The organism is Enterobacter sp. ECC-249, from assembly GCF_043965265.1.
Lineage (GTDB): Bacteria > Pseudomonadota > Gammaproteobacteria > Enterobacterales > Enterobacteriaceae > Enterobacter > Enterobacter quasiroggenkampii.
On sequence record NZ_CP143660.1, the window covers coordinates 1,116,383 to 1,142,043 of the forward strand.

25 protein-coding genes are annotated in these 25,661 nt (G+C 59.1%); 10 read left to right on the forward strand and 15 right to left on the reverse strand.

The features are described 5' to 3' along the window. Positions 1–90 precede the first annotated feature (90 nt). Positions 91–570, forward strand: coding sequence for a carboxymuconolactone decarboxylase family protein (locus V1587_RS05380; protein ID WP_023310248.1), 480 nt, complete (start codon positions 91–93; stop codon positions 568–570). On the opposite strand, the gene V1587_RS05385 is transcribed toward V1587_RS05380, so the two are convergent. Next, on the reverse strand, positions 557–1,459 hold the full coding sequence (locus tag V1587_RS05385; RefSeq protein WP_371899409.1) for a LysR family transcriptional regulator: 903 nt from the start codon (positions 1,457–1,459) through the stop codon (positions 557–559). The genes V1587_RS05380 and V1587_RS05385 overlap by 14 nt on opposite strands. Before the next feature lie 100 nt (positions 1,460–1,559). Here V1587_RS05385 and V1587_RS05390 point away from each other — a divergent pair, with 100 nt between their 5' ends. The 7 genes from V1587_RS05390 to V1587_RS05420 all read left to right on the forward strand — a co-directional run bounded on the left by V1587_RS05390 (position 1,560) and on the right by V1587_RS05420 (position 7,275). Then, positions 1,560–2,975, forward strand: coding sequence for an aldehyde dehydrogenase family protein (locus tag V1587_RS05390; RefSeq protein WP_371899408.1), 1,416 nt, complete (start codon positions 1,560–1,562; stop codon positions 2,973–2,975). A gap of 152 nt (positions 2,976–3,127) precedes the next feature. Further along, positions 3,128–3,451, forward strand: coding sequence for an antibiotic biosynthesis monooxygenase (locus V1587_RS05395; RefSeq protein WP_371899407.1), 324 nt, complete (start codon positions 3,128–3,130; stop codon positions 3,449–3,451). Beyond that, positions 3,444–3,821, forward strand: a complete 378-nt coding sequence (locus V1587_RS05400) for an amino acid-binding protein (RefSeq protein ID WP_371899406.1) — start codon at positions 3,444–3,446, stop codon at positions 3,819–3,821. Before V1587_RS05395 ends, V1587_RS05400 begins: the two co-directional genes overlap by 8 nt. After that, positions 3,814–4,509: an ArsR/SmtB family transcription factor gene (locus V1587_RS05405; RefSeq protein WP_371899405.1), complete on the forward strand. Its 696-nt coding sequence runs from the start codon at positions 3,814–3,816 to the stop codon at positions 4,507–4,509. Before V1587_RS05400 ends, V1587_RS05405 begins: the two co-directional genes overlap by 8 nt. 150 nt (positions 4,510–4,659) lie before the next feature. Beyond that, positions 4,660–5,130 carry a MarR family winged helix-turn-helix transcriptional regulator gene (locus V1587_RS05410; protein WP_371899404.1) on the forward strand — a complete coding sequence of 157 codons (471 nt, stop codon included), beginning with the start codon at positions 4,660–4,662 and terminating at the stop codon, positions 5,128–5,130. Beyond that, entirely contained in the window at positions 5,127–6,194 is a 1,068-nt protein-coding gene (locus V1587_RS05415; RefSeq protein ID WP_371899455.1) for an HlyD family secretion protein, read from the forward strand. Before V1587_RS05410 ends, V1587_RS05415 begins: the two co-directional genes overlap by 4 nt. A 4-nt stretch (positions 6,195–6,198) precedes the next feature. Further along, positions 6,199–7,275: a DUF2955 domain-containing protein gene (locus V1587_RS05420; protein WP_371899403.1), complete on the forward strand. Its 1,077-nt coding sequence runs from the start codon at positions 6,199–6,201 to the stop codon at positions 7,273–7,275. On the opposite strand, the gene V1587_RS05425 is transcribed toward V1587_RS05420, so the two are convergent. From V1587_RS05425 to V1587_RS05435, 3 genes are read right to left on the reverse strand one after another with little or no spacing between them, the layout of a single operon-like run. Next, positions 7,272–8,543 carry a DUF445 domain-containing protein gene (locus V1587_RS05425; protein WP_371899402.1) on the reverse strand — a complete coding sequence of 424 codons (1,272 nt, stop codon included), beginning with the start codon at positions 8,541–8,543 and terminating at the stop codon, positions 7,272–7,274. The two genes, V1587_RS05420 and V1587_RS05425, sit on opposite strands and share 4 nt — an antisense overlap. Before the next feature lie 3 nt (positions 8,544–8,546). After that, complete coding sequence (locus V1587_RS05430; RefSeq protein WP_371899401.1) at positions 8,547–9,200, reverse strand: LysE family translocator; 654 nt, start codon at positions 9,198–9,200, stop codon at positions 8,547–8,549. Positions 9,201–9,247: 47 nt separating this feature from the next. Continuing rightward, on the reverse strand, positions 9,248–9,991 hold the full coding sequence (locus V1587_RS05435) for an AraC family transcriptional regulator (RefSeq protein WP_371899400.1): 744 nt from the start codon (positions 9,989–9,991) through the stop codon (positions 9,248–9,250). Between the two features lie 151 nt (positions 9,992–10,142). Here V1587_RS05435 and V1587_RS05440 point away from each other — a divergent pair, with 151 nt between their 5' ends. Then, positions 10,143–11,513, forward strand: coding sequence for an NAD-dependent succinate-semialdehyde dehydrogenase (locus V1587_RS05440; RefSeq protein WP_371899399.1), 1,371 nt, complete (start codon positions 10,143–10,145; stop codon positions 11,511–11,513). A gap of 172 nt (positions 11,514–11,685) precedes the next feature. Here V1587_RS05440 and V1587_RS05445 read toward each other — a convergent pair whose 3' ends face one another. Next, a complete protein-coding gene (locus tag V1587_RS05445; protein WP_371899398.1) occupies positions 11,686–12,231 on the reverse strand; it encodes a YfaZ family outer membrane protein in 546 nt (181 codons plus the stop codon). Between the two features lie 410 nt (positions 12,232–12,641). Between V1587_RS05445 and V1587_RS05450 the strand changes: the two genes are divergently transcribed. Continuing rightward, positions 12,642–14,000, forward strand: coding sequence for an esterase-like activity of phytase family protein (locus V1587_RS05450; protein ID WP_371899397.1), 1,359 nt, complete (start codon positions 12,642–12,644; stop codon positions 13,998–14,000). A gap of 505 nt (positions 14,001–14,505) precedes the next feature. Here V1587_RS05450 and yjiA read toward each other — a convergent pair. The 10 genes from yjiA to hpaH form a co-directional block, all read right to left on the reverse strand. After that, positions 14,506–15,459: a GTPase gene (gene yjiA, locus V1587_RS05455; protein ID WP_371899902.1), complete on the reverse strand. Its 954-nt coding sequence runs from the start codon at positions 15,457–15,459 to the stop codon at positions 14,506–14,508. Positions 15,460–15,469: 10 nt separating this feature from the next. Beyond that, on the reverse strand, positions 15,470–15,673 hold the full coding sequence (locus tag V1587_RS05460) for a YbdD/YjiX family protein (RefSeq protein ID WP_003856610.1): 204 nt from the start codon (positions 15,671–15,673) through the stop codon (positions 15,470–15,472). Between the two features lie 96 nt (positions 15,674–15,769). Continuing rightward, positions 15,770–17,923, reverse strand: coding sequence for a carbon starvation CstA family protein (locus V1587_RS05465; RefSeq protein ID WP_262808556.1), 2,154 nt, complete (start codon positions 17,921–17,923; stop codon positions 15,770–15,772). Between the two features lie 191 nt (positions 17,924–18,114). Continuing rightward, the gene (locus V1587_RS05470) at positions 18,115–19,032 is read right to left on the reverse strand and encodes a helix-turn-helix transcriptional regulator (RefSeq protein WP_371899901.1); all 918 of its coding nucleotides are present in this window, start codon (positions 19,030–19,032) and stop codon (positions 18,115–18,117) included. 178 nt (positions 19,033–19,210) lie between these two features. After that, positions 19,211–19,720 (reverse strand): 4-hydroxyphenylacetate 3-monooxygenase reductase subunit, encoded by a 510-nt coding sequence (locus tag V1587_RS05475; protein WP_371899900.1) that lies wholly within the window; start codon positions 19,718–19,720, stop codon positions 19,211–19,213. A 17-nt stretch (positions 19,721–19,737) separates the two neighbouring features. Further along, positions 19,738–21,300 carry a 4-hydroxyphenylacetate 3-monooxygenase, oxygenase component gene (gene hpaB / locus V1587_RS05480; RefSeq protein ID WP_008501307.1) on the reverse strand — a complete coding sequence of 521 codons (1,563 nt, stop codon included), beginning with the start codon at positions 21,298–21,300 and terminating at the stop codon, positions 19,738–19,740. A 185-nt stretch (positions 21,301–21,485) separates the two neighbouring features. Further along, positions 21,486–22,412 (reverse strand): 4-hydroxyphenylacetate catabolism regulatory protein HpaA, encoded by a 927-nt coding sequence (gene hpaA / locus V1587_RS05485; RefSeq protein ID WP_371899899.1) that lies wholly within the window; start codon positions 22,410–22,412, stop codon positions 21,486–21,488. Positions 22,413–22,421: 9 nt separating this feature from the next. Continuing rightward, positions 22,422–23,774, reverse strand: a complete 1,353-nt coding sequence (hpaX, locus tag V1587_RS05490; protein ID WP_371899897.1) for a 4-hydroxyphenylacetate permease — start codon at positions 23,772–23,774, stop codon at positions 22,422–22,424. A 21-nt stretch (positions 23,775–23,795) separates the two neighbouring features. After that, positions 23,796–24,593 (reverse strand): 4-hydroxy-2-oxoheptanedioate aldolase, encoded by a 798-nt coding sequence (hpaI, locus tag V1587_RS05495; RefSeq protein ID WP_371899896.1) that lies wholly within the window; start codon positions 24,591–24,593, stop codon positions 23,796–23,798. A 9-nt stretch (positions 24,594–24,602) separates the two neighbouring features. Further along, complete coding sequence (hpaH, locus tag V1587_RS05500) at positions 24,603–25,406, reverse strand: 2-oxo-hept-4-ene-1,7-dioate hydratase (RefSeq protein ID WP_370884201.1); 804 nt, start codon at positions 25,404–25,406, stop codon at positions 24,603–24,605. Positions 25,407–25,661 lie beyond the last annotated feature (255 nt).

Below are 25,661 nucleotides of genomic sequence, written 5' to 3' on the forward strand. Positions count from 1 at the left end.
TTTCACGCTTTTTGTATCTTTTTACTATGTCATAAACGGCGTAGATTTGCCTCATCGCATGGCACATGCCGCACAAAAAGAGGAAAGACAATGAGCACTCGCGTTAACCACCATAAAGTTACACCTGCCCTGGCAAACGCGCTGTCTGCCCTGAGCATGGAGGTGGCAAAAACCTCCATCGACCCGGCGCTGAAGCACCTGATCGACATTCGCGTGTCGCAGCTGAACGGCTGCACCTTCTGCCTGGATATGCACTCGAAAGAGGCCAAAATCGCCGGCGAGCGCGAGCTGCGCCTGTACCATCTGGCGGCCTGGCGCGAGTCCCCGCTGTTCAGCGCCCGCGAGAAAGCCGCGCTGGCGTTCACCGAAGCGCTGACCCAGATTGGCGTTCACGGCGTCAGCGATGCGCTGTACCGCAGCGTGGCGGAGCACTTCTCGGACGTGGAGATTTCAGAGCTGAACTTCGCCATCGTGGCGATCAACGCCTGGAACCGTCTGGGGATCACCTCCCGCATGGCGCCCGGCGCGCTGGACGCGGCTTACGGGCTGAATAAGGCTAACCTGGAATAATTCCGCGCTCGCGGATCATCGCCACCAGCGCCCGCAGTCCCGGCGGGACGTGGCGATGGCCGGGATAGTACAGGCGCAGCCCGGCAAACGGCTGCGTCCAGTCGTTTAAAACGCTCACCAGTTCTCCATTCTTAAGTTCTTCCCGAATATAGAGTTCCGGTAAAAATCCCACCCCTAATCCCGCTTTTACGGCGCGGATCGAGGCAAAGAGATCGGACGTTGCAAAGCGCGGCGGCACGGCAAGCGCGTACGTTTCACCCCGACGCGCCAGTTCCCAGCGGTAGATCCCACCGTGGGCCATGCGCATGCCGATCCCCTGATGCGAAAGCAGATCGTCCGGCGTCTGCGGAATGCCGTGACGGGCGAAATAGTCCGGGGTGGCGGTGACGAGCTGGCGGATCTCACCGGTCAGCGGCACGGCGATCATGTCCTGCGGAACGGACTCTTCGAGGCGGATCCCCGCGTCATAGCCTTCGGCAACGATGTCGATCATCCTTGCTTCACTCACCGTTTCCACGCGCATTTTCGGGTAGCGGATCATGAAGTCGATCAGCAGCTGGTCCAGAAACAGCGTGCCGATATGATTCGGCACATTCAGCCGTAGCGTGCCGGCAGGTTCCCCGGTATCACTGTGGATCTCTTCCCCGGCGAGACGGATCTCCTGCAGGGCGGGGCCGATACGCGCCACGTAGCGCTGTCCGGCGTCGGTAAGCGCCACGCTGCGGGTGGTGCGGTTGAAAAGTCGCGTTTCAAGGCGGCTCTCCAGCCCGGCGATGGCGTTGCTGACCGCCGTGGCGGACATCCCCAGCTCCTGCGCTGCGCCGCGAAAGCTGCCGCGTCGCACCACCGCCATCACCACTTCCAGCTCTGTCAGACCTGAACGATGCATAGATTATCCTGAAAATCGAAACAACCCTTGCAGCATAGCGTGGATTATCGCAACGGAGAAGCCGTGACAGACTGGTCTCACACAGCCTGAGGAGGGTGATATGCACACTATCGAACAGATCTTTATTAACGGCGAGTTTGTTACCCCGCACGGGACCGAACGTTTTGATTTGTACAATCCGGCGACGGCGCAGGTCATCGGCCAGGTTCGTCTGGCGGATGAGGTTGACGCTGAACGCGCTATCGCGGCGGCGAAAGCGGCGTTTCCGGCGTGGTCGCAGACCACAAAGCAGGAACGCATCGCCGCGCTGAAGCGCATGCACGCCGCCGTGGCCGCCCGTCACGATGCGCTGCTGGACGCCATTGTCGAGGAGTACGGCGCGCCCGCCTCGCGCTCGGCATGGATGGCAAGCTATCCGGCAGAGGTGATTGCTCAGGCCATCGAGGCGCTGGAGGCGTTTGAGTTTGTCACCCCCGCAGGTGCCGCAACGGTGCAGATGACGCCGCTTGGCGTGGCCGGGCTGATTACGCCGTGGAACAGCGATGCCGGGTTTATCTGCGGCAAACTGGCGGCCGCGCTCGCCGCGGGCTGCACGGCGGTGATCAAGCCGAGCGAAATGAGCGCCCTGCAAACGCAGATTGTCACCGAAGCGTTGCGCGATGCTGAATTACCGCCAGGGGTATTTAATATCGTCACCGGACGCGGCGAGACGGTGGGCGAAACGATTAGCCGTCATCCGGACGTGGCAAAAATCTCGTTCACCGGTTCCACGAATACCGGCAAGGCGATCCTGCGCAACGCGGCGGAAAGCTTTAAGCGCGTGACGCTGGAGTTGGGCGGTAAATCGCCGACGATCCTGCTGGATGATGTGGATCTCGCGCAGGCGATCCCGCTGGTGATCCAGGCCGGGTTTATGAACAGCGGACAGGCGTGCGTGGCCGGGACGCGCATTCTGGTGCCTTACTCGCGCAAGGCGGAGATCGAAACCGCGCTGGCGCAGGCCGTAGCGGCGGTGAAATCCGGCGACCCGCGCGATAGCGCGACGGACGTCGGCCCGATGGTCAGCGAGAAGCAGTGGCTGCGGGTGCAGGGCTATATCCGTAAAGGCCTCGAAGAGGGGGCACGCCTGCTGGCGGGCGGTGAAGGACGACCGGACGGCACGCAGGACGGCTGGTTTGTGCGTCCGACGCTGTTTGCCGACGTGAACAACCGGATGACCATTGCCCGCGACGAGATTTTCGGCCCGGTGCTGTGCGCGATCCCCTATCGTGACGAGGCGGAGGCGATTGCCATTGCCAACGACACCGACTACGGACTGAGCGCGATGGTGCTGGGCAGCGATGTGGACCGCGCGCGACGCGTGGCGCAGCAAATTGTTTCCGGTCGCGTGCTGGTGAACACCCTCGCCCATGAACCGAAAGCGCCGTTCGGCGGCTTCAGGCACTCCGGTTTGGGGCGCGAGATGGGCGAGTGGGGAATTCGGGCGTTTATGGAGCCGAGGTCGATTGTGGGCTAAAACCCGCCCGGTGGCGCTACGCTTACCGGGCCTACGTGAGCTCGTAGGCCGGTTAAGCGCAGCGCCATCCGGCGCAACACTTCGCTCCTTGCCGAAGCATTGTGCTTTTCCCTCCTGCATTCTCTCCCCAACATCACAACGGAGAGAAAACCATGATCGCAGTCCTTTTCGAAGCCAAAGCCGAGCCCGCTCATCAGGCGCGCTACCTTCAGCTTGCCGCAGAGCTTAAGCCGCTGCTGGCGGACATCGACGGCTTTATTGATATCGAACGGTTCCAGAGCCTGACCACCGACGGCAAAATTCTGTCGCTTTCCTGGTGGCGGGATGAAGAGGCCGTCCGTAGCTGGAAGCAGAACGTCTTCCATCAGGCGGCGCAGGCCGAAGGGCGGGAGTCGATTTTTGCGTACTACCGCATTCGGGTGGCGCAGGTCGTGCGGGAATATACTTCTGAAACCGGAGGGCATGCCGATGTATGACGTTCATGTGATTTTTAGAGACAGGCCCGGCGAGCTGGCGCGCTTTGGACAGCTGCTGGGCCGCAATGGTGTGGGGCTGGAGGGCGGTGGCGTATTTGGTACAGATGCCCATTTCCTGGTGGAAGACGGCGAAAAAGCGCGACGCGTGCTGCTCGACGCCGGGTTTACCGTGCAGGCGGTGCGAAAGCCGGTGATCAGAAAGCTTAAGCAGGAACGCCCTGGCGAGCTGGGCGAGATCGCAGCGGCGCTGGCGGCACGCGGTGTGTCTATCCTGACTCAGTACAGCGACCATGCGAATCACCTTATTCTGCTGACGGATGATGATAAGCTGGCCGCAGAGATCACCGAACCCTGGGCGGCCCATGCTTAAGACGAGTTTACCCCCTGACAACAGCGCGATGCTGGAAAAGGCGATTGCCGCGGTGGCGGCAGCAATGGCCGATCCGTCGCGCGTGAAGATGCTCTGTGCGCTAATGGACGGACGGGCGTGGACGGCCACCGAACTGAGCGCGGCGGCTGATGTCGCACCGTCGACCGCCAGCGGGCATCTCGCCCGGCTGCTTGAAGGGCAACTGATAACCTGCCTGTCGCAAGGGCGGCATCGCTATTATCGTCTTGCCGGGCACGACGTGGCGGCGCTGGTGGAGCAGATGATGGGGCTCTCCTGGAGCCGCATTACCCCGCCGGAAACCACCGCGCCGAAAGCCATGCGTGAAGCCCGGACCTGCTACGACCATCTCGCAGGCGCGGTGGCGGTGCAGATCTATGATTTCATGCAGGCGGAAGGCTGGCTGGAGGCTGACGGTTCAGCGTTGACACTCTATGGCCGGGAGCAGTTCCTGACGCTCGGCATTTCGTTAAGCGCGCATCCGCGCCGGAAGGCCTGCTGCGCCTGCCTGGACTGGAGCGAGCGGCGGTTTCACCTGGGCGGAGAAGCCGGCGCGTTGCTGCTGGACCATCTGGAAAATAAAGGCTGGATCCAGCGGGTGGCGGGGTATCGGGAGGTGGTGGTGACGGCGTCGGGGAAAAGTGCCGTCAGGAAGCATTTTAGCCGCTAAACGCCACTGCGGGCTGGTGCCCTCACCCCGACCCTCTCCCACAGGGAGAGGGAGAACACCCTTTTCGCAATTCCTGCGCTTTTACCTCTCGTTTCTTGATAGTTACCCTGATAACTATTATCTTGGCCGCGTGTGACGAGAGGTTTCCCCATGAGTGAAGAAGAACTGTTCTGCCGCAGGCCGATGGGTATGCGGATGGCGATGATCGTGCGCCAGTGGCGTGCCGTCATCGACGATGCCATTCTCGATACCGGGTTAACCCAGTCGAGCTGGACGGTGATGATGCAGCTTCATCAGCTCGGGGATAACGTCTCAATGAGTGAGCTGGCGGAGGTGCAGGGCATTGAACTGCCGCCGCTGATGCGCACCCTGACACAGCTGGAAAAACAGGGATACCTGCTGCGCGCCGTATCGCCTTATGACAAGCGCATCCGGCTTCTGACGCTGACGTCTGAGGGAAAAGCCCTGTTACAAAGGCTCACTCAGGTCATTGAGACGTATCAGGCGCGCGTATCGCAAAACATCGCGCCGGAACATCTCGACATTTTCAGCGCCACGTTGAATCAAATCGCCTGCAATTTGCGGACAATCCGCGAAGAAGATAACAAGACCGAAAAATAATGACCCCTGAACAAAAGTTTGCCCGCTGGGTAAGGGTGAGTATTGCCTCTTTCCTGCTGATGTTTGTCTACTTTATCGTCGCGGATATCTGGATCCCGCTGACGCCGGACTCCACCGTGATGCGCGTGGTGACGCCGGTGTCTCCGCGCGTCTCCGGCTACGTGGCGGCGGTACATGTTCATAACAACAGCCAGGTGAAGAGAGGCGATCTGCTGTTTGAGCTCGATGACACGCCGTTTCGCAATAAGGTGGAAGCGGCGCAAATCGCGCTCGAGCAGGCACGCCTTTCTAACGAACAGCTGGATGCGCAGATCGCCGCCGCGCAGGCCAGCCTGAAAACCGCCGTGCTGACCGCGCGTAACGACAAAGTGACTTTTGATCGCTACCAGAAGCTGAGCACCCTGCAGAACGTCTCGCAGGCGGATCTGGATAAAGTCCGCACGACCTGGCAGAGCAGCGAACAGTCCGTCAGCTCCATCCAGGCCAACATCCATAACCTGCGCATTCAGCGCGGCGAGCGGGACGAGCACCGCAACGTGACGCTGCAAAAATACCGTAACGCGCTGGATGAAGCGGAGCTGAACCTCGGCTGGACGAAGGTCTACGCCCAGGCGGACGGCACGATCAGTAACCTGCAGTTGAGCCCCGGATTCTACGCTTCATCCGGTTCCGCCGCGCTGGCGCTGGTGAACAACCAGACTGATATCGTGGCTGATTTTCGCGAAAAAAGCCTGCGCCATACCCATCAGGGCACCGATGCAGCCGTGGTGTTTGACGCCTTCCCGGGACACGTTTTCCGCGCCCACGTCACCAGCAGCGACGCGGGCATCCTTGCAGGCCAGGAGGCCGTTAACGGCCAGCTCTCCGAGCCGGAAACCTCTAACCGCTGGGTGCGTGACGCCCAGCGCATGCGCATTCACGTGACGCTGGACGAGCCGCTGCCGAAGCATCTGCCTACCGGCGCCCGCGCGACCGTGCAGCTTTACAACAGCGAAGGGCCGTTTGCGCGCTTCTTCTCCGGGATGCAGATCCACCTGGTGAGCCTGCTGCACTATGTTTATTAGTTCGATGTCTATTACCACCCTGGCGCGGGTATTCACCCCGCACGGCAACATCGTCTATACGGCAAACGACTTTCGCCAGACCCTGCGCATCGTCTTTGCTGGCATGATTGCGCTCAGCATCTCCAGCTTCTACAACACCAGCTACGGCGTCTTTTTCGTGGTCTATCCGATCATGCTGCTGTCGCTGGTGCCCGTGTTTAACCGCCACGTGGCGAAGCAGTTTATCTTCAGCGCATCGCTCAACTGCGTTGAAATGGTAATTATCATCGGCTATCTGTCGCAATGGCCGATCATCATGACGCTGGTGGTCTTTGCCCTTTACGTGATGCGCTTTCGCTTTATGAGTAAAGGCCCGCTGTTTCTGTTCGGTTCGATGGGCGTGGTGTGCCAGAGCGTGATGCTCAACTTTATGAGCTACCCCACCACCAGCTGGCACACGCTTTTGTTCTCCAACATTGAAGCGAGTGTGATGGCGGTGTGCCTGAGCGCGCTGATGAACTATCTCCTGCCGGACGTGGAGCCCCGCAAGCCGCCGCCGCTGATTGAGAAAGACGACGCCCGCGTGCGCCATGAGTCGCTGCTCTCCGGCACCGTCGCGACGCTGATTTTCGTGGTTTTCCAGATTAGCGACTTAAGCGATTCGCTTTCGGCGCTGATGGCGGGGATTTTGATCCTGTTCCCGATGCACTATCGCGGCGCGGTGATGAGCTCCATCTGGCGCGTGGTCGGCGTGGTGCTGGGCTGTCTCTATATTCTGGTAGTGCAGCTGATCCTCTACGATCACAGCAGCCATATGCTGCTGATGATGCCGCTGATCGGCCTTGGACTGGCGTTTGGCGCGCGACTCCACGTGATGGAGAAGGTGGGGGCGGGCGTGGGCTTTTCCAGCATCACCACCATCGGCATTATGTTCGGGCAGAACATGCACCCGGACACTGACCTGGTGTTCAGCGATCTGTACCGCATCACCTCAGTCACCTTTTCGCTGGTGGTGACGCTGACGATGGTCTTTCTGATGCACCTGATCCTGAACCGCTTCGAGGCGACGCGCTACGTCATCGCGCCGCCCAAAGCGGATTAATGTCCCAGCACGCCAGGCAGCTGCGAGAGTAAAAACAGGATCAGTCCAATCGTCCCGCCGACCAGGGTGCCGTTGACGCGGATAAACTGCAGATCCTTGCCAATGTTCAACTCAATCTGGCGGGACATGTCTTTGGCATCCCAGCTTTTCACCGTGTCGCTGATGTGGCGTGTCAGGAACGCGGCAAAATCCGGCGCGAGGCGGTGTGCGGCCTGCTCCAGATGCTCGTTCAGCGAGGCCTGCAGGTTTGCGTCGTTCGTCAGCGTTTCGCCAAACCACAGCCCGGCGTTGGCGATGCGCTGCTTCACGCGCGAGTCCTCGCTTTGCATATCCGCCTTCAGCCACTGGCGCAGGTCGGCCCACATCTCGCCCAGATAGCGGTTAAACGCCTCATCGTTTTTCAGATAGTGCTTGATGTTGTCGGCTTTCGCGGCCATGTCCGGATCGTTTTTCAGGTTGTCGATAAGCTTCAGCGTGGCGCGGTCGAACGCCTGGCGGATCTGGTGCGTGCGGTCGTGGCTGATGTCGTCCAGCAGCGTGTTCACCGCGTTCGATACCATCTCTGCACTCTGATCCCCCAGCCACTCGGTGGGCAGCACCATCGCCTTGCGCGGATGCTCGGTCTTCAGCCAGTGGACAATCTGGTCGGCAATAAAGTCCCGCGTGCTTTCCCGCTGAATTAAAGTAATCATGCGATTGATGATGGCGTCCAGCAGCACCTGGTGGCGATTGTTTTTGGTCATGCTCTCCAGCATCACGGCGCTGGTTTCGGTGAAATCGACCTTGTCGATGGCCTTATGCACCGCGCGTTTGAGCAGGCGCTGAATGCGCCCGTCGTCGGTCAGCTCGAGAAAACCGCTCATCACCTGCATCAGATGCAGCCCGACGCGCTGGGCGTTGTCAGCCTTGTTGAACCAGGCACCAATCATCTGTGCGGGCTCATAGCGGCGGATCAACGCCACCAGCGACTGGGTATCCAGAAACTTCTCCTGCACGAACTGACCAAGATTGTCGCCGATCCGGTCTTTATTGCGCGGGATGATCGCCGTATGGCGGGAGATAAAGGGAATCGGCACCCGGCGGAACAGCGCGACCACCGCAAACCAGTCCGCCAGCGCGCCGACCATTGCCGCCTCGGCAATGGCCTTGACGCCGCGCACCCAGAAGGTCTGCGGCAGGAACAGGGTGGTGATAAAGGCCGCGGCGGCAATCAGCAGCAGCGACAGCGCCAGCAGCTTGGCGCGTTTGAGTTCAGCTATTTTTTCCATGGGTTAAGGATAGAGTGAAGCGGGGGGAATGTGCAAAAACCGCCACAGCACCCACCCGCCAAACCCCATCAGCACCACCCCCGCCGTGCGCTCTATCAGCCACAGCGCACGGCTGAGCTTCTGTTGCACCGCCGATAGCCCCATCAGCGACACCAGCGCCAGATCCCACGCCAGTACCACCATCACCATCCAGACGCCGCACGTCGCCTGCTGAAGCAGCGTGACGTCCGGCCCCAGTAGCGCCGTCATCAGCGCCAGATAGAACAGCGCGTTCTTCGGATTTAACAGCGCCGAACCAAGCCCCAGCAGGATCTGCTTGCGCAGCGAGGGGCAGCGCTGATGGGTTTCATTCAGCGCCAGCGCCTGCGGTCGGCTGCGCACCAGATGCGAGCCGATCCACAGCAGGTACAGTGCGCCGGATAACTCGATGAGCGTAAACAGCCACGCAAACTGGCGCAGCGCACTCCAGCCGATAATCACCAGTAAGATATACAGCCCGTTGCCCGCGGCGATGCCGAAGCACAATCCGGCGCTGCCGCGCAGCCGGTAGCGCGCGGCGTAGCCCACCAGCAGGAAGAAGTCCGGGCCAGGGCTTAGCAGGGCAACAAAGTGCGCCAGCGCCAGGGCGAGAAAAGCGGAAGGGAAGAACAGTTCCATAGCAACCTCGGTTAACAATCCGAGGTCAGACTACGGTGAAGCAAACGCTATTTATTGTCAGATATTGATCGGCCCGTGGCGTACTGGCGCGGCGTGGCGGCGGTATAGCTGACGAAGGTCTTATGAAAATGGCTCTGATCGGCAAAACCGCTCTGGTAGCCGACGTCGGCGATGTCATCCCCTGCACGTAGCCGCGCTTTGGCGTATTCCACGCGGGAGATGTTGAGGAAGCTGCCCGGCGTAAGGCCGGTGTCCTGCCGAAAGGTGCGGATCAGCGTCTCCTTGCGCAGCGAGAATCGTTGGGCAAGCTCGTCAAGCGAAGGCGGTGCGGCCAGGTCGGCAAGAAACGCCTGCCGCACGTGCTGACTGGTTGAGCGAAGCGCGTCTGCGTTATCCGCGCAGCGGGGAAGGGCAGAAAGCAGCGTGTCCACGGAGGCAGGCGACATCGTCTCAACAATCTCAAGGTAGCGCTTAAAGAGCGTTGGGTCGCGAATCACCTGCAGCGCCAGCGGAAGCTCGGTGTCGATATAGAGCATATGATAGCTGCGCGGATTCCCGGCGACGGGATTGCAGCTGTGCGGCGCACAGGCCGGGATCACGATGAGGTCACCGGGGTTAAGGATGTACTCTCTGTCATGACAAACGCAGCAGGTCTGGCCCTCCACAATCGCGCCGATGGAAAGCTGAGGGTGACTGTGGCGTTTGTACGCCTGCGTGCTCTGCCACGTGCTGCGCAGCTCAAGGCCTGAGGCGCGGTGAAAAGTCTGGCGGACGTGTCGGGTAGCGGTCATATGAACTCCTTCTGGACGTTTTTTATACCACGTCAGCGAACCGACTGGCAGCGCTTCATTAAGAACCTTCCGGATATACCCAACTTTACGTCCATAGCCAGTCACGTTGACTACCCTTAATACCCTAAGCGGTAAAACAAGGAGATTCGACATGGCTTATCAGACAGTAAATCCTGCCACTAACCAGCTCATCAAAGAATACCCCTCACATACCGACGCGGATATCGAAGCGGCGCTGAAGGCGGCCGATGCGCTTTACCATTCGGACTGGGCGAAAGGCGACATCAGTCAGCGTCTGCCGGTGCTGCATAAGCTTGCCGATCTGATCGACGAGCGCGTGGAGGATCTGGCGAAAATCGCCAGCCAGGAGATGGGTAAGCTCATCGAACAGAGCCGCGGCGAGGTGAAGCTGTGCGCGCAGATCGCCCGCTATTACGCCGACAACGCAAAGCAGTTCCTGGCCCCGGTGAAGTATCAATCCGAACTCGGGGAAGCGTGGGTGGAGCATCATCCCATCGGCGTGCTGATGGCCGTTGAGCCGTGGAACTTCCCGTATTACCAGCTGATGCGCGTTCTGGCACCAAACCTGGCGGCGGGCAACCCGGTGATCGCCAAGCATGCCAGCATCGTGCCGCACTGCGCCGAGACATTTGCCCACCTGGTCCGCGAGGCGGGCGCGCCGGAGGGGGCGTGGACCAACCTGTTTATTTCGTCCGATCAGGTGGCGAAGATTATCGCTGACGATCGCGTGCAGGGCGCCGCATTAACCGGCTCCGAGAAGGCGGGCAGCGTGGTGGCCGCGCAGGCGGCGAAGCACATCAAGAAATCTACCCTGGAGCTGGGCGGTAACGACGTCTTCGTGGTGCTGGATGATGCAGACCTTGAGAAGGCCGTGAAAATTGGCGTAAATGCGCGCCTTAACAACGCCGGGCAGGTCTGCACCGCGGCGAAGCGCTTTATCCTGCATGAAAAGATCGCTGATACCTTCCTGAGCAAATTCACCGAGGCGTTTAAGCAGGTGAAGATTGGCGATCCGCTGGACGAAAGCACCACGCTGGGGCCGCTGTCGTCGAAAGATGCGCTTGAAACGTTGACCAAACAGGTTAACGAGGCGGTGAAAAACGGTGCCACGCTGCACTATGGCGGCAAGCCGGTGCAGCGCGACGGGAACTTCTTTGAACCGACGATCCTGACGAACATCTCGCGCGACAACCCGGCGTACTTCGAAGAGTTCTTCGGCCCGGTAGCGCAGATATACGTGGTGAAAAACGACGACGAGGCGGTCGCACTGGCGAACGACTCCCACTACGGCCTGGGTGGAGCGGTATTCAGCCAGGATATCGAGCGCGCGAAGAAAATGGCGTCCCGGATCGAGACCGGGATGGTGTATATCAACTGGCTTACCGATACCGCGCCAGAGCTGCCGTTCGGCGGCGTGAAGCGCTCCGGTTACGGACGCGAGCTGTCGGATCTGGGGATCAAAGAGTTTGTGAACCAGAAGCTGGTGGTGGTGCGTCAGTAAGAGGAAAAAAAACCTGCCAGATGGCAGGTTTGCTACGAATAACGTCATCGCCTTTCTTGCCGGGTGGCGCTGCGCTTACCCGGCCTACAATGTGTATGAATATCAATATATTGCATAATTCATTGTAGGCCCGTGCAAGCGTAGCGCCGCCGGGCGAAACGCACAAACAGGCTTAGAAGGACACTCCACCGCCTACATATGCGCCGTCAATCAGCGTGTGGTTCGGACGACCGTCTTTGCCATCAACGCTTACGTGACGATAACCCACCTTCAGCGTCACCGGCTTCACTGGAGTCCAGCTTACGCCGCCGTTCGCTTCAACGTAGTTTTTCACGCTGTTGTTCAGGCCGTCTGGGGCAACATAGCCTTCACCGAATACCCTGATGCTGTCGGTCAGGGCAACGTTCACACCGCCACCGATTGGGAACGCCACGCCGTTATCGCCTTTCTTCGGGCCAACGTAGAGGGCCTTAGCGCCTGCGTTCAGCATCACCGGGCCGACTTCGAAGTTGTAGCCTGCACCCACGCCACCGGTCGTGGTGCCGTCGTCGGTATTTTTCAGCCAGCTACCTTCGGTGTACAGACCGGAGGTTGATTTACCCATTTCCACGTTCAGGTTAGTGAAGTTCTTACCCTGCTCAATGCTGCCACCCATGGCCAGTGCGGAGCCTGATACGGCGGTCAGAGCGGAAAGAAGGAGAACGTTGAGCTTTTTCATGAGTTTTTCCTCGTCATCAAATTAATCTGAGGGCACCTTAACAATAGCTGTTTATCTCTGCAAATGTGATTCTTGTCGCGTTTTTATGCTGATTTTGTTGGGTTTTTGAATTTTAAATGTTGGTTTAATGTTGACTCAGCAAGGAGTCAATACGTAATGCATTCGTGTTTAGGGATGGTTCAGGATTTTAATTAAACGTACGCTGAACGAGCCGGGGAATTTAGTTCCTGATGAATTAATTGAGTTTCTAATAATTTCCAAAAGTGTTTCAGTTGTCACAGATAAAGACACAGGTTTACATTTCTGGAGGCGGTTATACGTTCTGCAACGCCGAGTCGCTTTCCGCCATGTCATTTTTCTGACACGTTTATTCTTTACGTTGTTGGCTTCACTTACTGGATGCTAACAATATGAAAAGAAAAATTATTCCTGTGCTTATCGGTTGTGCGCTCTCTTTCTCTGGCCTGGCGGCACAGCCTACCGCTGAGCGCTATGTCGTCAGCTTCCCTGACGGCTCCCATGTGAAATACAGCGGCGCGTTTGCCGATGCGTTCCCGAACGGGCTCCCGGTGGGGATTGGTTCTGGCCTGCTGTTTACGGGCAAGCAGGGCGATGCCCTGACGTTTGCGACCGTTACCGATCGCGGTCCCAACGCCGATGCGCCAAAAATGGGTAAAAACGAAGCCAAAATATTTGTCACGCCAGATTTCGCGCCGCTGCTGATGACCATCCGCGTCCAGAACGGCAAAGCGGAGGCAACGGATGCCCGTCCGCTGCATGACGATAAAGGTGAGATTAACGGTCTGCCGCTGCAAAGCGGCGTGATTGGTTCCACCAATGAAGTGGCCTTCAGCGATACCTTAAAGACGCTCAAGGGTGACAACCGCGGACTGGATACGGAAGGCATCACGCCGGACGGCAAAGGCGGCTACTGGCTGTGCGACGAGTACGGCCCGTTCCTGATTAACGTCGACAGTAAAGGCAAGATCCTTGCGATCCACGGACCGCAGGCCGCGGAAGGCGAAAAATCCATCGCGGGCGGTTTGCCAAACATCATCAAATGGCGCCAGCCCAACCGGGGTTTTGAAGGCCTGACCCGGATGCCGGACGGACGGATTATCGCCGCCGTGCAAAGCACGCTGGACATCGACGGTAAGAGCAAAAAGCAGGCGCTGTTTACCCGTCTGGTGAGCTTCGACCCGGCGACCGGCAAAACCGCGATGTACGGTTACCCTATCGACAGCGCGGCCTATGAAAAAAACAGCGACGCCAAAATCGGCGACATCGTGGCGCTTGATAACCAGCACATCCTGCTGATTGAGCAGGGAAGCGATAAAAACGACGGCATGCGTAACCTGATTTACAAGGTGGACCTCAGCAAGGCGAGCGATCTTTCCGCCTTTGACAAGCCGGGCGAGTACCCGGAGTTTGATGATGAGAAAACCCTGGCGAAGCGCGGCATTACGCTTGCAGCAAAAACGCAGGTGGTCGATCTCCGCGCGCTGGGCTGGCAGCAGGAGAAGGCTGAAGGGCTGGCGCTGATCGACAGCAAAACGCTTGCGGTGGCGAACGATAACGACTTTGGCGTGAAGGTGGCAATGCAAAACCCGGTCGAGGGCAAGAAGCTCAAGGATTATCGGGTGAACGCGGAAGGCAAGCTGACGCTGGATGATAAACCGGTGGAAACCACGCTCAGCGTGAAGCCGCTGAAGAAGCCGGAGTCGGACAGCGAGCTGTGGATTGTGACGCTGCCGGAGGCGGTGAAATAAGTATCCCCACAAAATAATGCCTGCACAGACGGCCCCCTCTCCCTTGAGGGAGAGGGCTGGGGTGAGGGGGAACATACGGCTGTTGTGGTCATTCCGTTCACTTTATGTTCCTGGCTACTCTGTAACGGCATGACCTGTGAACGTGCCAGGGTTGCTCAATCGCCACCACCCTGGCGACCCGGGCTCCCGGCGGTAAATCGCCGCTTCGCGGATTGCTCGCCCCATCCCTGGGGCTCACCCTTTCAGGGCCAGCGCATGCGCTGTCCAAAATTGCTCCCGGCAATTTTGTCCTCAGCTTATTCCTTCGGGCTATCGGGTCGGGCATGAGCCTGCATCCCTGCAGGCCACGCCCTCTCGGCGCATCCCTGCGCCTCGCCCCGGCCCTACGGAAACGCTTCGGCGATTTACAGCCGGACCAGAACATCGCTGTAATTTATTCATTTTCCTGATACAAAATTTATCGCTTCAGGTTAATAAATTACAGGGGAGAGAGGATGCATGGCGGTTACTTTTTCAGCCCCGCAAACGCCGCCCGAATCTCCTCTTCCGGCAGCTGTATACCAATAAACACCATCACGCTGTGCGGCGCTTCATCGCCCCATGGTCGGTCCCAGTCGGCGCTGTACAGGCGCTGCACGCCCTGGAACAGCAGGCGGTTGGGTTCGCCGTCAATCCACAGCATCCCCTTGTAGCGCAGCAGCTTGTCGGCAAACGACAGCAGCAGGTTCTCCATTACGCGGGAGACTTCGCTGATATCCATCGGATAATCCAGCTCCACCACAATCGACGCCACGTCGTTTTGCTTGTCTCCCATAAAGTGGAAGCGCGGTTTCGCGGTGACGTTCTCCTCCAGCATAAAGCCGTTGGTGTTGAACAGCTGAGACAGGTCGATATCGCCGTGCGTTACCGTGTAAATTGGCGCACGGGAGTTGATGCGCGTCAGGCGCTCGCGAAGCTTAACGCTGTCGCCCGCCACGTCGGTTTTGGTCAGCAGGATGCGGTCGGCGTAGCCCACCTGAGACTGGGCGATGGTGAACTGGTTCATCTGTTCGTCTGCGTGGACCGCATCAACCAGGGCAATCACGCCGTCCAGCAGGTAGCGCTGGCAGAGGATCTCGTGAGAGAAAAAGGTCTGAATAATTGGGCCGGGGTCGGCCATGCCGGTGCACTCGATTACCAGACGGTCAAAGTCGATTTCACCGCGATCGCGGCTGTCGAGCAGGTCCAGCAGGGCGTCTTCCAGCTCGTTAGAGCGGGTGCAGCAGATGCAGCCGTTGGTCAGGGTTTTGATCTGCGTGGCGCGATCGCCAATCAGCTGGTCGTCTACCGAGACTTCGCCAAATTCGTTTTCGATGACGGCGATTTTGAAGCCGTGCTGCTCGTTCAGAATATGGCGCAGCAGGGTGGTTTTACCGGCGCCGAGGAAACCGGTCAGCAGGGTAACGGCAATCGGGGTCATGGTCTCTCCTTTAGCAGCAGCGGACGCCGCCTTCTCCACTTCCGCCGTAGCGCGCTTCCTGACGCTCGCGGAAGAATTCGGTGTAGGTCATGTACGGTTTATCCGGATGGTTGGTCTTCATATGCTCAACGTAGTTGTCATAGTCCGGAATGCCAATCAGCATTTTCGCCGCCTGACCGAGGTATTTTTTTGCTTCGCCTAAGTTACCAAACATAACGTGTCCTGATAAGAAAAAGCCCGGTGGCGCGCAGCGTTCCGGGCCTACAGTACCGTTGCAGGGCGGGTCAGCGCAGCGCCACCCGCCATTGTTTTAGTGATGTGAAGAGGTCTTCACGCCGCCTTCCGGCACCGGCACGTACGGGGTTTCTTTGTCCGTACGGCCTTCAGCGTTACGCACTTTCAACCAGGTTTTGATGCCGTAGAAGATAATGCTATACACCACCACCAGGAACAGAATGCTCAGACCCGCGTTGGTGTAGTTGTTCACCACGATATGGTTCATGTTGGCAATCTGCTGGGCAGTCAGGTCTGCGCCGCCTGCGGCAATTTTCTCTTTGTACTGGTTAGCCATGAAGAAGAAGCCTTCCAGCTGCGGGTTGGCGCTGAACAGCTTCAGGCCAAGCGCCCAGGTGGTGCAGAGCAGCAGCCACAGCGCAGGGACAACCGTTACCCAGATGTATTTGGTGCGCTTCATCTTCACCAGTACTACGGTGCCGAGCACCAGCGCCACGGCAGCCAGCATCTGGTTAGAGATACCGAACAGCGGCCACAGGCTCTTCACGCCGCCGAGCGGGTCAACAACGCCCTGATACAGCAGGTAGCCCCACAGGCCGACGCAGCCGGCCGTACCCAGAATACCCGCCACCAGAGAGTCGGTTTTCTTCAGGAACGGCACGAAGTTACCGAGCAGGTCCTGCAGCATGAAGCGACCCGCACGGGTACCGGCATCCAGCGCGGTGAGGATGAACAGCGCTTCGAACAGAATACCGAAGTGGTACCAGAAGCCCATGTCCGCCCACGGCAGCACTTTGTGGAACACGTGTGCGATACCGACAGCCAGCGTCGGTGCGCCACCGGCGCGGTTCAGCACGGACGGTTCGCCGATGTCTTTCGCGGTCTGCATGATCTGCTCAGGCGAAATCACGAAGCCCCAGGAGCTGACGGTCGCCGCCGCGTGTGCGCTGGCGTCTTTCAGCTGTGCCATAATCAGCGCCGCGTTGTCGCCGCCCATCTCGTGCAGGTTAGGCATGGTAATGCCGAGACCCGCCGGTGGGGTGTTCATCGCAAAGTACAGACCCGGTTCGATGATGGACGCGGCAACCAGCGCCATGATCGCCACGAAGGACTCCATCAGCATCGCGCCGTAGCCGATCAGACGTGCGTCTTTCTCGTTCGCCAGCAGCTTAGGCGTGGTACCGGAGGAGATCAGGGCGTGGAAGCCTGAGACCGCACCGCAGGCGATGGTGATGAACAGGAACGGGAACAGGGCGCCTTTCCACAGCGGACCGGTACCGTCGATGTACTGGGTCACAGCAGGCATTTTCAGTTCAGGGTTGATGATCACAATCCCGATTGCCAGCCCGACGATCACGCCGATTTTCAGGAAGGTCGCCAGGTAGTCACGCGGGGCCAGAATCAGCCACACCGGCAGCAGCGCGGATACGAATGCGTAACCAATCAGCGCAAAGGTGATAGTGGTGTCCTTGAAGGTCAGCGCCGGGCCCCAGTACGGGTCGTGCGCAATCACGCCGCCAAAGTAGATAGAGGCCACCAGCAGCACGATACCAATCACCGACACTTCACCCACGCGTCCCGGACGCAGGAATCGCATGTAGATCCCCATGAACAGCGCAATCGGCACGGTAGAGCAGACGGTGAAGACACCCCACGGGCTTTCGGCCAGCGCTTTCACCACGATCAGGGCCAGCACCGCGAGGATGATGATCATAATCAGGAAGCAGCCGAACAGGGCGATAGTCCCCGGCACGCGGCCCATCTCTTCTTTGACCATCTCACCCAGAGAGGCGCCGTTACGGCGAGAAGAGATAAACAGCACCATAAAGTCCTGCACCGCACCCGCCAGCACCACGCCCGCTAGCAGCCAGAGCGTACCCGGCAGGTAGCCCATCTGCGCGGCCAGTACCGGGCCGACCAGCGGGCCAGCACCGGCAATAGCGGCAAAGTGGTGACCAAACAGCACGTAGCGGTTGGTTGGCACGTAGTTCAGGCCGTCATTGTTAATGACCGCCGGAGTGGCGCGTGTCGGGTCGAGCTTCATGACCTTCTGCGCGATGTACAAGCTGTAGTAGCGATAAGCAACAAGATAGACGGAAACGGACGCGACCACGATCCACAGGGCGCTTACGTGTTCGCCCCGGCGTAATGCGACAACCGCCAGACAAAAAGCGCCGAGGATCCCGAGTAAGGCCCAGGGCACGTGCTTCAGTAGTTTTTTAGTATCCATAGTAAGACCTGGTTTTTTATGTAAAGAAAAAAGGGTCAGGGTTCGTTGTGAGGAGGTATTGATTAATGCTGGAGCGATCGTGCCAGATCCTCGCGCGCGTAAAGGACGGTAAATGAATGAGTGGTTGAAAGTGCCGGGTGAGCGGTCAAAGGCGGCGACGAGCGGTTTCGGCTCGCCGCCATCAGGCGAAATTATGTGATTGAGATCACTTGATTATTCGGGTTGCGCTCCACGGCCAGATAGCTTTCCAGCGTCCTGATGAGCTTCTCCTTCAGCCAGCTCGGCTCCAGTATCTGAATATGGGGCAGCCAGTAGAACAGCAGCGGCAGGATCTGGTTCTCGTGGGCCGCCTGGCAGCGCAGCGTGACGCCGTCCTGTTGCTCCTCCAGCAGCTCCTGTTCCGGCAGAAGATCGCGACGCAGGAAGTAGTGTGAAATATTATCTTTGATGAATATTTTTACCGCGAAAGTATCTTCTGACACCCAGGGGTCGAGGCTTTTTTCCAGCAGCGCAAGGACATTTTCTTCCGGGGTGAAGGTCGTTTTCTGAATATCAAACCAGCTAATCTGGCTCAATGAGAAGGATTTCAGGCGGCTATTTTCGGTGGCTTGTAAATACCATATATTTTTTTTGTTAATGAGTTTATAGGGATTAATCAGACGGGTTTTCCCCTTATAAACAATCTGACAAACATTATGGTTTTTAATCGATCGCTCAATTTTCGTTAAATGACGGCGAATATCGCGTTCTACCGTGTGTTCGGCTTCATTCGCAAGAATAAGAATATGGTTTTCGTCAACGCGCGTTTCAAGATTCTGCCAGAATTCCGTATTTCTTTCAGGGAAAAAGCTGTCGGCATTCAGAAAGTTAGCCAGAGTATGGTGCAATCCTTGTCCGCCTGGCGATTGTGCAGAATGAATCAGCCGATATAGCCCGTTACCGGTATGTTCAACAATGGGAGAGAGTGCATTTAAATCCCGGTAGACGGTGCGCTCGGTAATTTTAAATTTCTCCATTAGCGCACTGCGGTTTACCACACCGTTTAAATGTAGCTCAAGAAGAATATCGACCAGACGTTCAGCCGAGCGGCTCCGCGTCGTTTTAGCCATAAGGTCATCCTGTATATATAGGCATGCGCTGAATGATGCGGGTGCACTGACAAGCGGCGTCAGTATTCAGTCACAGAAAATTTCTCTTATGGGTATATAACGGCGTGATTTAGCGGAAACCTTAGGAGTTTTTGTAGAAAGCGGCGCTGGCCGGAAAAAAAGGCCAGCGCGAGGGGGATTACAAGGCGGCTTCCGCCTCCAGCATGACCGGGTGGAAACGGCGCCGGAAGTAGATCAGACCGTGTCCCGCGTCACTCAGGATGATATTTTTAATTTCAACAAGATAAACCAGATGTGTGCCGATGGTTTGCACCTGGCTTATTTCACCTTCAAGGCTGGCCAGCGCACCCTTCAGCACCGGCTGCGCCAGCGGCCCTTTCTGCCAGCAGGAGAGGGCAAAGCGCTCCTCCATCGTCATACCGGTCATCCCGGCGAAATGGCGAGCCATGATCTCCTGCTCGTGGTTCAGCACGTTAACGCACAGCCTGCCGTTGCCCTGAAATACCGGGTTCATGGCGCTATTGGCGTTGATGCACACCATCACTGACGGCGGCGTGTCCGTGACCGAACAGACCGCGGTGGCGGTAATGCCGCAGCGGCCCGCCTCGCCCTCGGTGGTGACAACATTAACCGCGGCCGACAGGCTGGCCATCGCATCGCGAAAACGCAGGCGTTGTTCTGATTGCATGAAAACCTCCCGCTGCGCTATTTCAGCAGCTTATCCAGCATGTTGATATCGCTGTTATTGTGCAGGTGCGGCACCGTCCAGCCGTGTTGGTCGTATTCGGACATGCAGCGGTCGACCATCGCCATCATCTTGTCCATGTTGCCGGAGCTCTGCGCCTGGCGCAGACACTGCAGGCGGATCTCATCCTGGCTGCCGGAGTAGTTAATTTCGTACAGCTCGTGACGACCGCCAAACTCGCTGCCGATGGCATCCCACATCAGTTTCAAAATCTTGATGCGTTCGACGTGATCCATGCCGTTGGAGCCGCGCACGTATTTCGCCAGATACTGGTCGATCTGCGGGTTGTTCAGATCCCGGGCGCTGGACGGCAGGTAGATCAGCCCGGAGGTGACGTTACGCTCGATGATGTTCTTGATCTTGGCGTAGGCCATCGGGGCCATCACGCGGTAGGTCTGCAGCGCCGCGTGGTCAGGAAGATACGCGCCGTTGACCCACGGCGTGGCTTCGGAACACATGGAGTCGCTCAGCGCCCAGAACATGTTGCGCCAGGCCACCACTTCGCCGAGATCCGCCTGCACGCCGCGGAACTCCAGAGTGCCGGTGCACTCCAGGGATTTCTTCAGCAGGGCGGTGATGAAGTCGAGCTTCACCGCCAGACGCACGCAGGCCTGCAGCGGGTACATGCGGGCGAAACCGCCCTCCATCGTCCAGCGGCGGCAGCGGTCGAAATCGCGGTAGATCAGCACGTTTTCCCACGGGATCAGCACGTGATCCATCACCAGGATGGCATCGTTCTCGTCGAAGCGGCTGGAGAGCGGATAGTCGTACGGGGATCCGGTTGCGCCTGCCACCATCTCGTAGGAGGCGCGGGAGATCAGCTTCACGCCCTCGGCATCCATCGGCGCGACGAACATCAGCGCGAAGTCCGGGTTTTCGCCCATCACCTGCGCGGAGCCGAAGCCGATCATGTTGTAGTGGGTCAGGGCGGAGTTGGTTGCCACCACTTTCGCGCCGCTGACGATAATCCCGGCGTCGGTCTCTTTCTCCAGCTTGATGTAGACGTCTTTTACCTCGTCCGCCGGCTTGTGGCGGTCGATCGGCGGGTTAACGATAGCGTGGTTGAAGTACAGGCCGGTTTCCTGAATGCGGGTGTACCAGTTGCGGGCGTTCTGCTCGAACTGGCCGTAGAAGGCCGGGTTGGCGCCCAGCGCACAGCCGAACGCGGCTTTGTAGTCCGGCGTGCGGCCCATCCAGCCGTAGCTCAGGCGAGACCACTCGGCGATGGCATCGCGCTGCTGGCGCAGGTCGTCGGCGCTTTTCGCCACGCGGAAGAACTTGTGGGTATAGCCGCCGCTGCCGGTGTCGGTGCCCCAGCACAGCGTGTCTTGCATATCCGGCTTGTGCAGCGCGTCGTACATCTGCGCGATGGAGGCCGCCGCATTGCGAAACGCCGGATGGGTGGTGACGTCTTTGACGCGCTCGCCGTAGATATAAATCTCACGACCGTCCTGCAGGCTTTTTAAATACTCTTCACCGGTTAACGGGCGTTTGGCGTCAGCGCGGAACTCTTCAGGCTTCATAGGGGACCTCGTATCGGAATAGGGTTGTTAAATTTATGTTTTGTTTTTGTTGTTTAATTGAAGCCTGAGAGGGGCGGGACGTGAAGGGACGATTGGGACAACGACGGGTACTTTTCGGGTGGTGAGGGGATTTGTGATCGTTGTCCCCTCACCCTAACCCTCTCCCCAAAGGGGAGAGGGAACAATTACACCCTCTCCCCTTTGGGGAGAGGGCCGGGGTGAGGGGAAACCGGTACTTTCTGCGCCCGATACGCACTCGGCGAGCATCCCACTAAGCGGTTAAAAAAGCGGGCAAAATAGGCCGGATCTTTGAACCCCAGCTGCCAGGCAATCTCGCTGACGGTGCTGTCGGAGAAGAGCAGCAAGCGTCTGGCCTCCCGCAGCTGGCGGTCGAAGATCAGGCGTTTTGGCGGGCGGTTGGCGAAGCGGCGGCAGATATCGGTCAGGCGGGATTCGGTCAGGTGCAGCTCGCTGGCGTATTCCGGCACCGTCCAGTGCTGGTGGTAGTGGGTGTCGATCAGCTGGGTAAAGCGCTGGAACAGCTTCAGCTCGCCGCGCATGCCGCCTGAGGCGTGGTCGTCGAGCTTCGCGTTGCGCAGCAGCAGGGTAAACACCGCCTGCGCCAGCAGGACCAGGGTATGCTCGCGCCCGGGCAACTGCTCCGTGGATTCCCGGGCAATCAGCTGCCAGTAGTGCTTCAGCGCCGCCAGCTCGTCCGGCCTGTCGGCAAGCGAGAGGCAGATCCCAGGCAGGCCAAACGCCTCCCGCGTGCCGGGGTAGAGCACCTCCAGCAGCGGCCAGATCAGGTCTTCGCGCACCGTCAGCACGTGACCGTCGCTGTCAGATTCGGTGATAAACGCGTGCGGCACCGACGGCGGGGTGAGGACAAACAGCGGCGCCTGCACCGAATAGCGGTGATCGTCGAGCTGGAGCTCAATTTGCCCGGTATCGAGAAAGTGCATCTGAAAATACTGGTCGTGACGATGCGCCTGCATGTCGCGGCCAAAAAAGGCCGCCATGCGGGCGAACGACTGGTAGTGCACGTCGTCGGTGCCCAGACTTTCGTCGTACTCCTTGCTGATATCAATGTTGGTAATTGGGCTCTGGCACATACCCGCTCCCTAGTGGATCTTCTGCGCCGCGATGCCCGGCTCGCGTTCAAGGCTTTCGCGCTGCGTCATCGGAATGCGCGTCAGCACCAGCGCGCCGATCACCAGCAGCCCGGCCACAAACCACAGCCCCGAGCTGAAGCTGCCGGTCGCGTCGCGCAGGATCCCAATCAGCAGCGGGCTGACGGCGGATCCGACGTTGCCGATAGCGTTGATCACCGCCAGCGCCACCGCGCGGGACTGCAGACTAATAACCCGATCCGGTGTGGTCCAGAATATCGCCATGGCGGTGAACGATCCGGTTGAGGCCATGATGATGCCAAGCAGCTGGATCAGGCTGTGATCGGTCGCGGAGGCCAGCATCCATCCCGCCGCGGCGAACAGGTACGGCAGGATGGTGTGCTTTTTTCGCTCTTTCAGCCTGTCGGAACGGCGGCTCCACCAGATCATCCCGAGGATGGTGCAGAACTGCGGGATCGCCGCCAGCAGGCCGATGACGATATTGCTGCTTCCCGTGTTGAAGCTTTGCAGGATCTGCGGCGTCCAGATGTTGATCGCGCTCAGCGTGTTGGTCAGGCAGAAGTAGGCCAGCGTGTAGAGCAGCACCGCCGGGGTAAGTACCTCGCGCAGCGTCGAACGCGGCGTGACGGATTGGGCAATGGCAACTTCCTGCTCGCGGGCGATCATGGTTTTCAGCGCCTGCTTCTCGTCATCGTCCAGCCAGGTGGCCTGATCCGGCGTGTCGTTGAGGTAAAACCAGGTCACCACGCCAAGCACCACCGACGGCAGCCCTTCCAGCAGGAACAGCCACTGCCATCCTTTGAGGTTCCACAGTCCGTCCATCGCCAGAATGTACCCGGAGAGGATCGAGCCGAGCATCATGGTCACCGGCATGGCGATCATAAACAGCGCGTTGGCGCGGGCGCGGTGATAGGCCGGGAACCACCAGGTGAGATAGACCAGAATACCCGGCAGGAAACCGGCTTCGGCAATGCCCACCAGCATGCGAAGGACGTAAAGGGTTTCGGGGCTGGTGGCGAACATGGTGCAGGTAGAGGCAATACCCCACACCACCATGATCCCGGCGATCCAGCGGCGCGCGCCGATCTTCGCCAGCATGATGTTGCTCGGGATCCCGCACAGCACGTAGGTGACGTAAAACAGCGTCGCGGCCAGGCCAAACATGGTTGACGTGAGGCCCAGATCTTTACCCATCGTCAGCCCGGCGAAGCCGATGTTGATGCGATCGAGGAACGAGAAGACAAACAGGATAAAGAGAAAAACGATCAGGCGTCGGAACAGCTTATGAATGACGCGATGTTCAACAGCTTTATTATCATGGGTTTGCAGGGTAGAGGTCGTCATGGTGCGCTCCAGATCTTACGTTTAGTAGACGGATTTATTGTTATGAACTGACGTAACCGGTGTTTCGATAAAGCGTGCCGCCAGCGCTTCCGCGCCGCGGGCAAGCAGGGTAGTGTCGACCCCGACGGCAACAAACAGCGCGCCGAGTTCAAGGTAGCGTTTTGCCAGCGTTTCATTCGCCATCAGGATGCCGGGGGCTTTACCGGCAGCGCGTATCTGCGCGATCGCCTGCTCAATGGCGGCCTGCACCTCAGGGTGCTGCGGATTGCCGGCAAAGCCCATGTCGGCGCTCAGATCCGCCGGGCCGATAAACACGCCGTCGACGCCTTCTACGTCCAGAATCTGCGGCAGGTTTTTCAATGCCTCGCGAGTTTCAATCTGCACCAGCACGCACATGGCGTCGTTGGCCTGCTGCAGGTAGTCGGGAACGCGGTTCCAGCGCGACGCGCGCGCCAGGGCGCTGCCGACGCCGCGAATGCCCGCAGGCGGGTAGCGGGTGGCGCGTACCGCCAGCCGCGCTTCGTCGGCGTTTTGCACCATCGGCACCAGCAGGGTTTGCGCGCCCACGTCCAGCAGTTGTTTGATCTGCACCGGGTCGTTCCACGACGGGCGCACCACCGGCTGGCTCGGATAAGGGGCGATGGCCTGCAGCTGGGTTAAGACGGTCTGCACGCTGTTCGGCGCGTGCTCGCCGTCGATCAGCAGCCAGTCAAAGCCTGCTCCGGCCAGCAGCTCGGCGCTGTAGCTGCTGGTCAGCCCCAGCCATAGCCCAATTTGCGGACGGCCTGCTTCCAGCGCCGCTTTAAATGCGTTTTGCATCGTGCTCTCCTAAACAAAGCGGCAGCTGATGGAGCCCATGTTGCCGTAGTCGACGTGGAAGGTGTCGCCTCTGCTGGCGGGCACCGGGCGGGTAAACGAGCCGCCGAGAACGATCTGGCCAGGCTCAAGCTGCACGTCGTATGGCGCAAGCTTGTTCGCCAGCCACGCCACGCCGTTGGCCGGGTGGTTAAGCACGCCTGCGGCCACGCCGGTCTCTTCGATCACGCCGTTGCGGTAGAGCAGGGCGGAGATCCAGCGCAGATCCAGCTCGTCGGGTTTGATAGGACGGCCGCCGAGGATCACGCCCGCGTTGGCGGCGTTATCGGAGATGGTGTCGAAGACCTTGCGCGGACGCTGGGTCTCCGGGTCAACGTTGTGGCAGCGGGCGTCGATCAGCTCCAGCGCGGGGATGACGTAATCCGTGGCGTTATAGACGTCGAAGATCGTGCAGTTTGGGCCGCGCAGCGGTTTTGCAAGCACGAAGGCCAGCTCCACTTCAATGCGCGGAACGATGAAGCGATCGACGGGAATGTCGCTGCCGTCATGGAAGAACATGTCGTCCAGCAGCGCACCGTAGTCCGGCTCGCTGATTTGCGAGCTGGCCTGCATCGCTTTGGAGGTGAGGCCGATCTTGTGGCCTTTCAGCACGCGGCCTTCGGCAATTTTCAGGCTGACCCATTCGCGCTGGACGGCGTAGGCGTCTTCAATGGTGATCTCCGGATAGTCCAGCGAGATCGCGCGGATCTGCTCCCGGGACTGTTCCGCCTGATGCAGACGATGGGCGATCAGGGTATGGGTGTGTTTATCGAGCATGGCGATATCCTGTTGTATTGTTTTCTCCCTCTCCCCATAGGGGCGAGGGGACTGGCCGTGCTGTTGTCGCCGGGTGGCGCTGCGCTTACCCGGCCTACGGTTCGGTTTTTTCTCCCTCTCCCCGTGGGAGAGGGCCGGGGTGAGGGCATCAGGCCGCAGCGATTTCCCCTCACCCTAACCCTCTCCCCATAGGGGTGAGGGGACTGGTCGTGCTGTTGTCGCCGGGTGGCGCTGCGCTTACCCGGCCTACGGTTC

Excerpts from the sequence above, each read along its gene's own strand:
- hpaA (WP_371899899.1), bottom strand. The coding sequence starts at position 22,412 with ATGTGCCAGAGCCCAATTACCAACATTGATATCAGCAAGGAGTACGAC.
- V1587_RS05460 (WP_003856610.1), bottom strand. The coding sequence starts at position 15,673 with ATGTTTGGTAACTTAGGCGAAGCAAAAAAATACCTCGGTCAGGCGGCG.
- hpaB (WP_008501307.1), bottom strand. The coding sequence starts at position 21,300 with ATGAAGCCTGAAGAGTTCCGCGCTGACGCCAAACGCCCGTTAACCGGT.
- hpaH (WP_370884201.1), bottom strand. The coding sequence starts at position 25,406 with ATGCTCGATAAACACACCCATACCCTGATCGCCCATCGTCTGCATCAG.
- V1587_RS05450 (WP_371899397.1), top strand. The coding sequence starts at position 12,642 with ATGAAAAGAAAAATTATTCCTGTGCTTATCGGTTGTGCGCTCTCTTTC.
- V1587_RS05440 (WP_371899399.1), top strand. The coding sequence starts at position 10,143 with ATGGCTTATCAGACAGTAAATCCTGCCACTAACCAGCTCATCAAAGAA.
- V1587_RS05420 (WP_371899403.1), top strand. The coding sequence starts at position 6,199 with ATGTCTATTACCACCCTGGCGCGGGTATTCACCCCGCACGGCAACATC.
- V1587_RS05400 (WP_371899406.1), top strand. The coding sequence starts at position 3,444 with ATGTATGACGTTCATGTGATTTTTAGAGACAGGCCCGGCGAGCTGGCG.
- V1587_RS05380 (WP_023310248.1), top strand. The coding sequence starts at position 91 with ATGAGCACTCGCGTTAACCACCATAAAGTTACACCTGCCCTGGCAAAC.
- V1587_RS05430 (WP_371899401.1), bottom strand. The coding sequence starts at position 9,200 with ATGGAACTGTTCTTCCCTTCCGCTTTTCTCGCCCTGGCGCTGGCGCAC.
- V1587_RS05410 (WP_371899404.1), top strand. The coding sequence starts at position 4,660 with ATGAGTGAAGAAGAACTGTTCTGCCGCAGGCCGATGGGTATGCGGATG.
- V1587_RS05465 (WP_262808556.1), bottom strand. The coding sequence starts at position 17,923 with ATGGATACTAAAAAACTACTGAAGCACGTGCCCTGGGCCTTACTCGGG.
- V1587_RS05395 (WP_371899407.1), top strand. The coding sequence starts at position 3,128 with ATGATCGCAGTCCTTTTCGAAGCCAAAGCCGAGCCCGCTCATCAGGCG.
- hpaI (WP_371899896.1), bottom strand. The coding sequence starts at position 24,593 with ATGCAAAACGCATTTAAAGCGGCGCTGGAAGCAGGCCGTCCGCAAATT.
- V1587_RS05425 (WP_371899402.1), bottom strand. The coding sequence starts at position 8,543 with ATGGAAAAAATAGCTGAACTCAAACGCGCCAAGCTGCTGGCGCTGTCG.
- hpaX (WP_371899897.1), bottom strand. The coding sequence starts at position 23,774 with ATGACGACCTCTACCCTGCAAACCCATGATAATAAAGCTGTTGAACAT.
- V1587_RS05405 (WP_371899405.1), top strand. The coding sequence starts at position 3,814 with ATGCTTAAGACGAGTTTACCCCCTGACAACAGCGCGATGCTGGAAAAG.
- V1587_RS05435 (WP_371899400.1), bottom strand. The coding sequence starts at position 9,991 with ATGACCGCTACCCGACACGTCCGCCAGACTTTTCACCGCGCCTCAGGC.
- V1587_RS05390 (WP_371899408.1), top strand. The coding sequence starts at position 1,560 with ATGCACACTATCGAACAGATCTTTATTAACGGCGAGTTTGTTACCCCG.
- V1587_RS05445 (WP_371899398.1), bottom strand. The coding sequence starts at position 12,231 with ATGAAAAAGCTCAACGTTCTCCTTCTTTCCGCTCTGACCGCCGTATCA.
- V1587_RS05475 (WP_371899900.1), bottom strand. The coding sequence starts at position 19,720 with ATGCAATCAGAACAACGCCTGCGTTTTCGCGATGCGATGGCCAGCCTG.
- V1587_RS05385 (WP_371899409.1), bottom strand. The coding sequence starts at position 1,459 with ATGCATCGTTCAGGTCTGACAGAGCTGGAAGTGGTGATGGCGGTGGTG.
- yjiA (WP_371899902.1), bottom strand. The coding sequence starts at position 15,459 with ATGACCCCGATTGCCGTTACCCTGCTGACCGGTTTCCTCGGCGCCGGT.
- V1587_RS05470 (WP_371899901.1), bottom strand. The coding sequence starts at position 19,032 with ATGGCTAAAACGACGCGGAGCCGCTCGGCTGAACGTCTGGTCGATATT.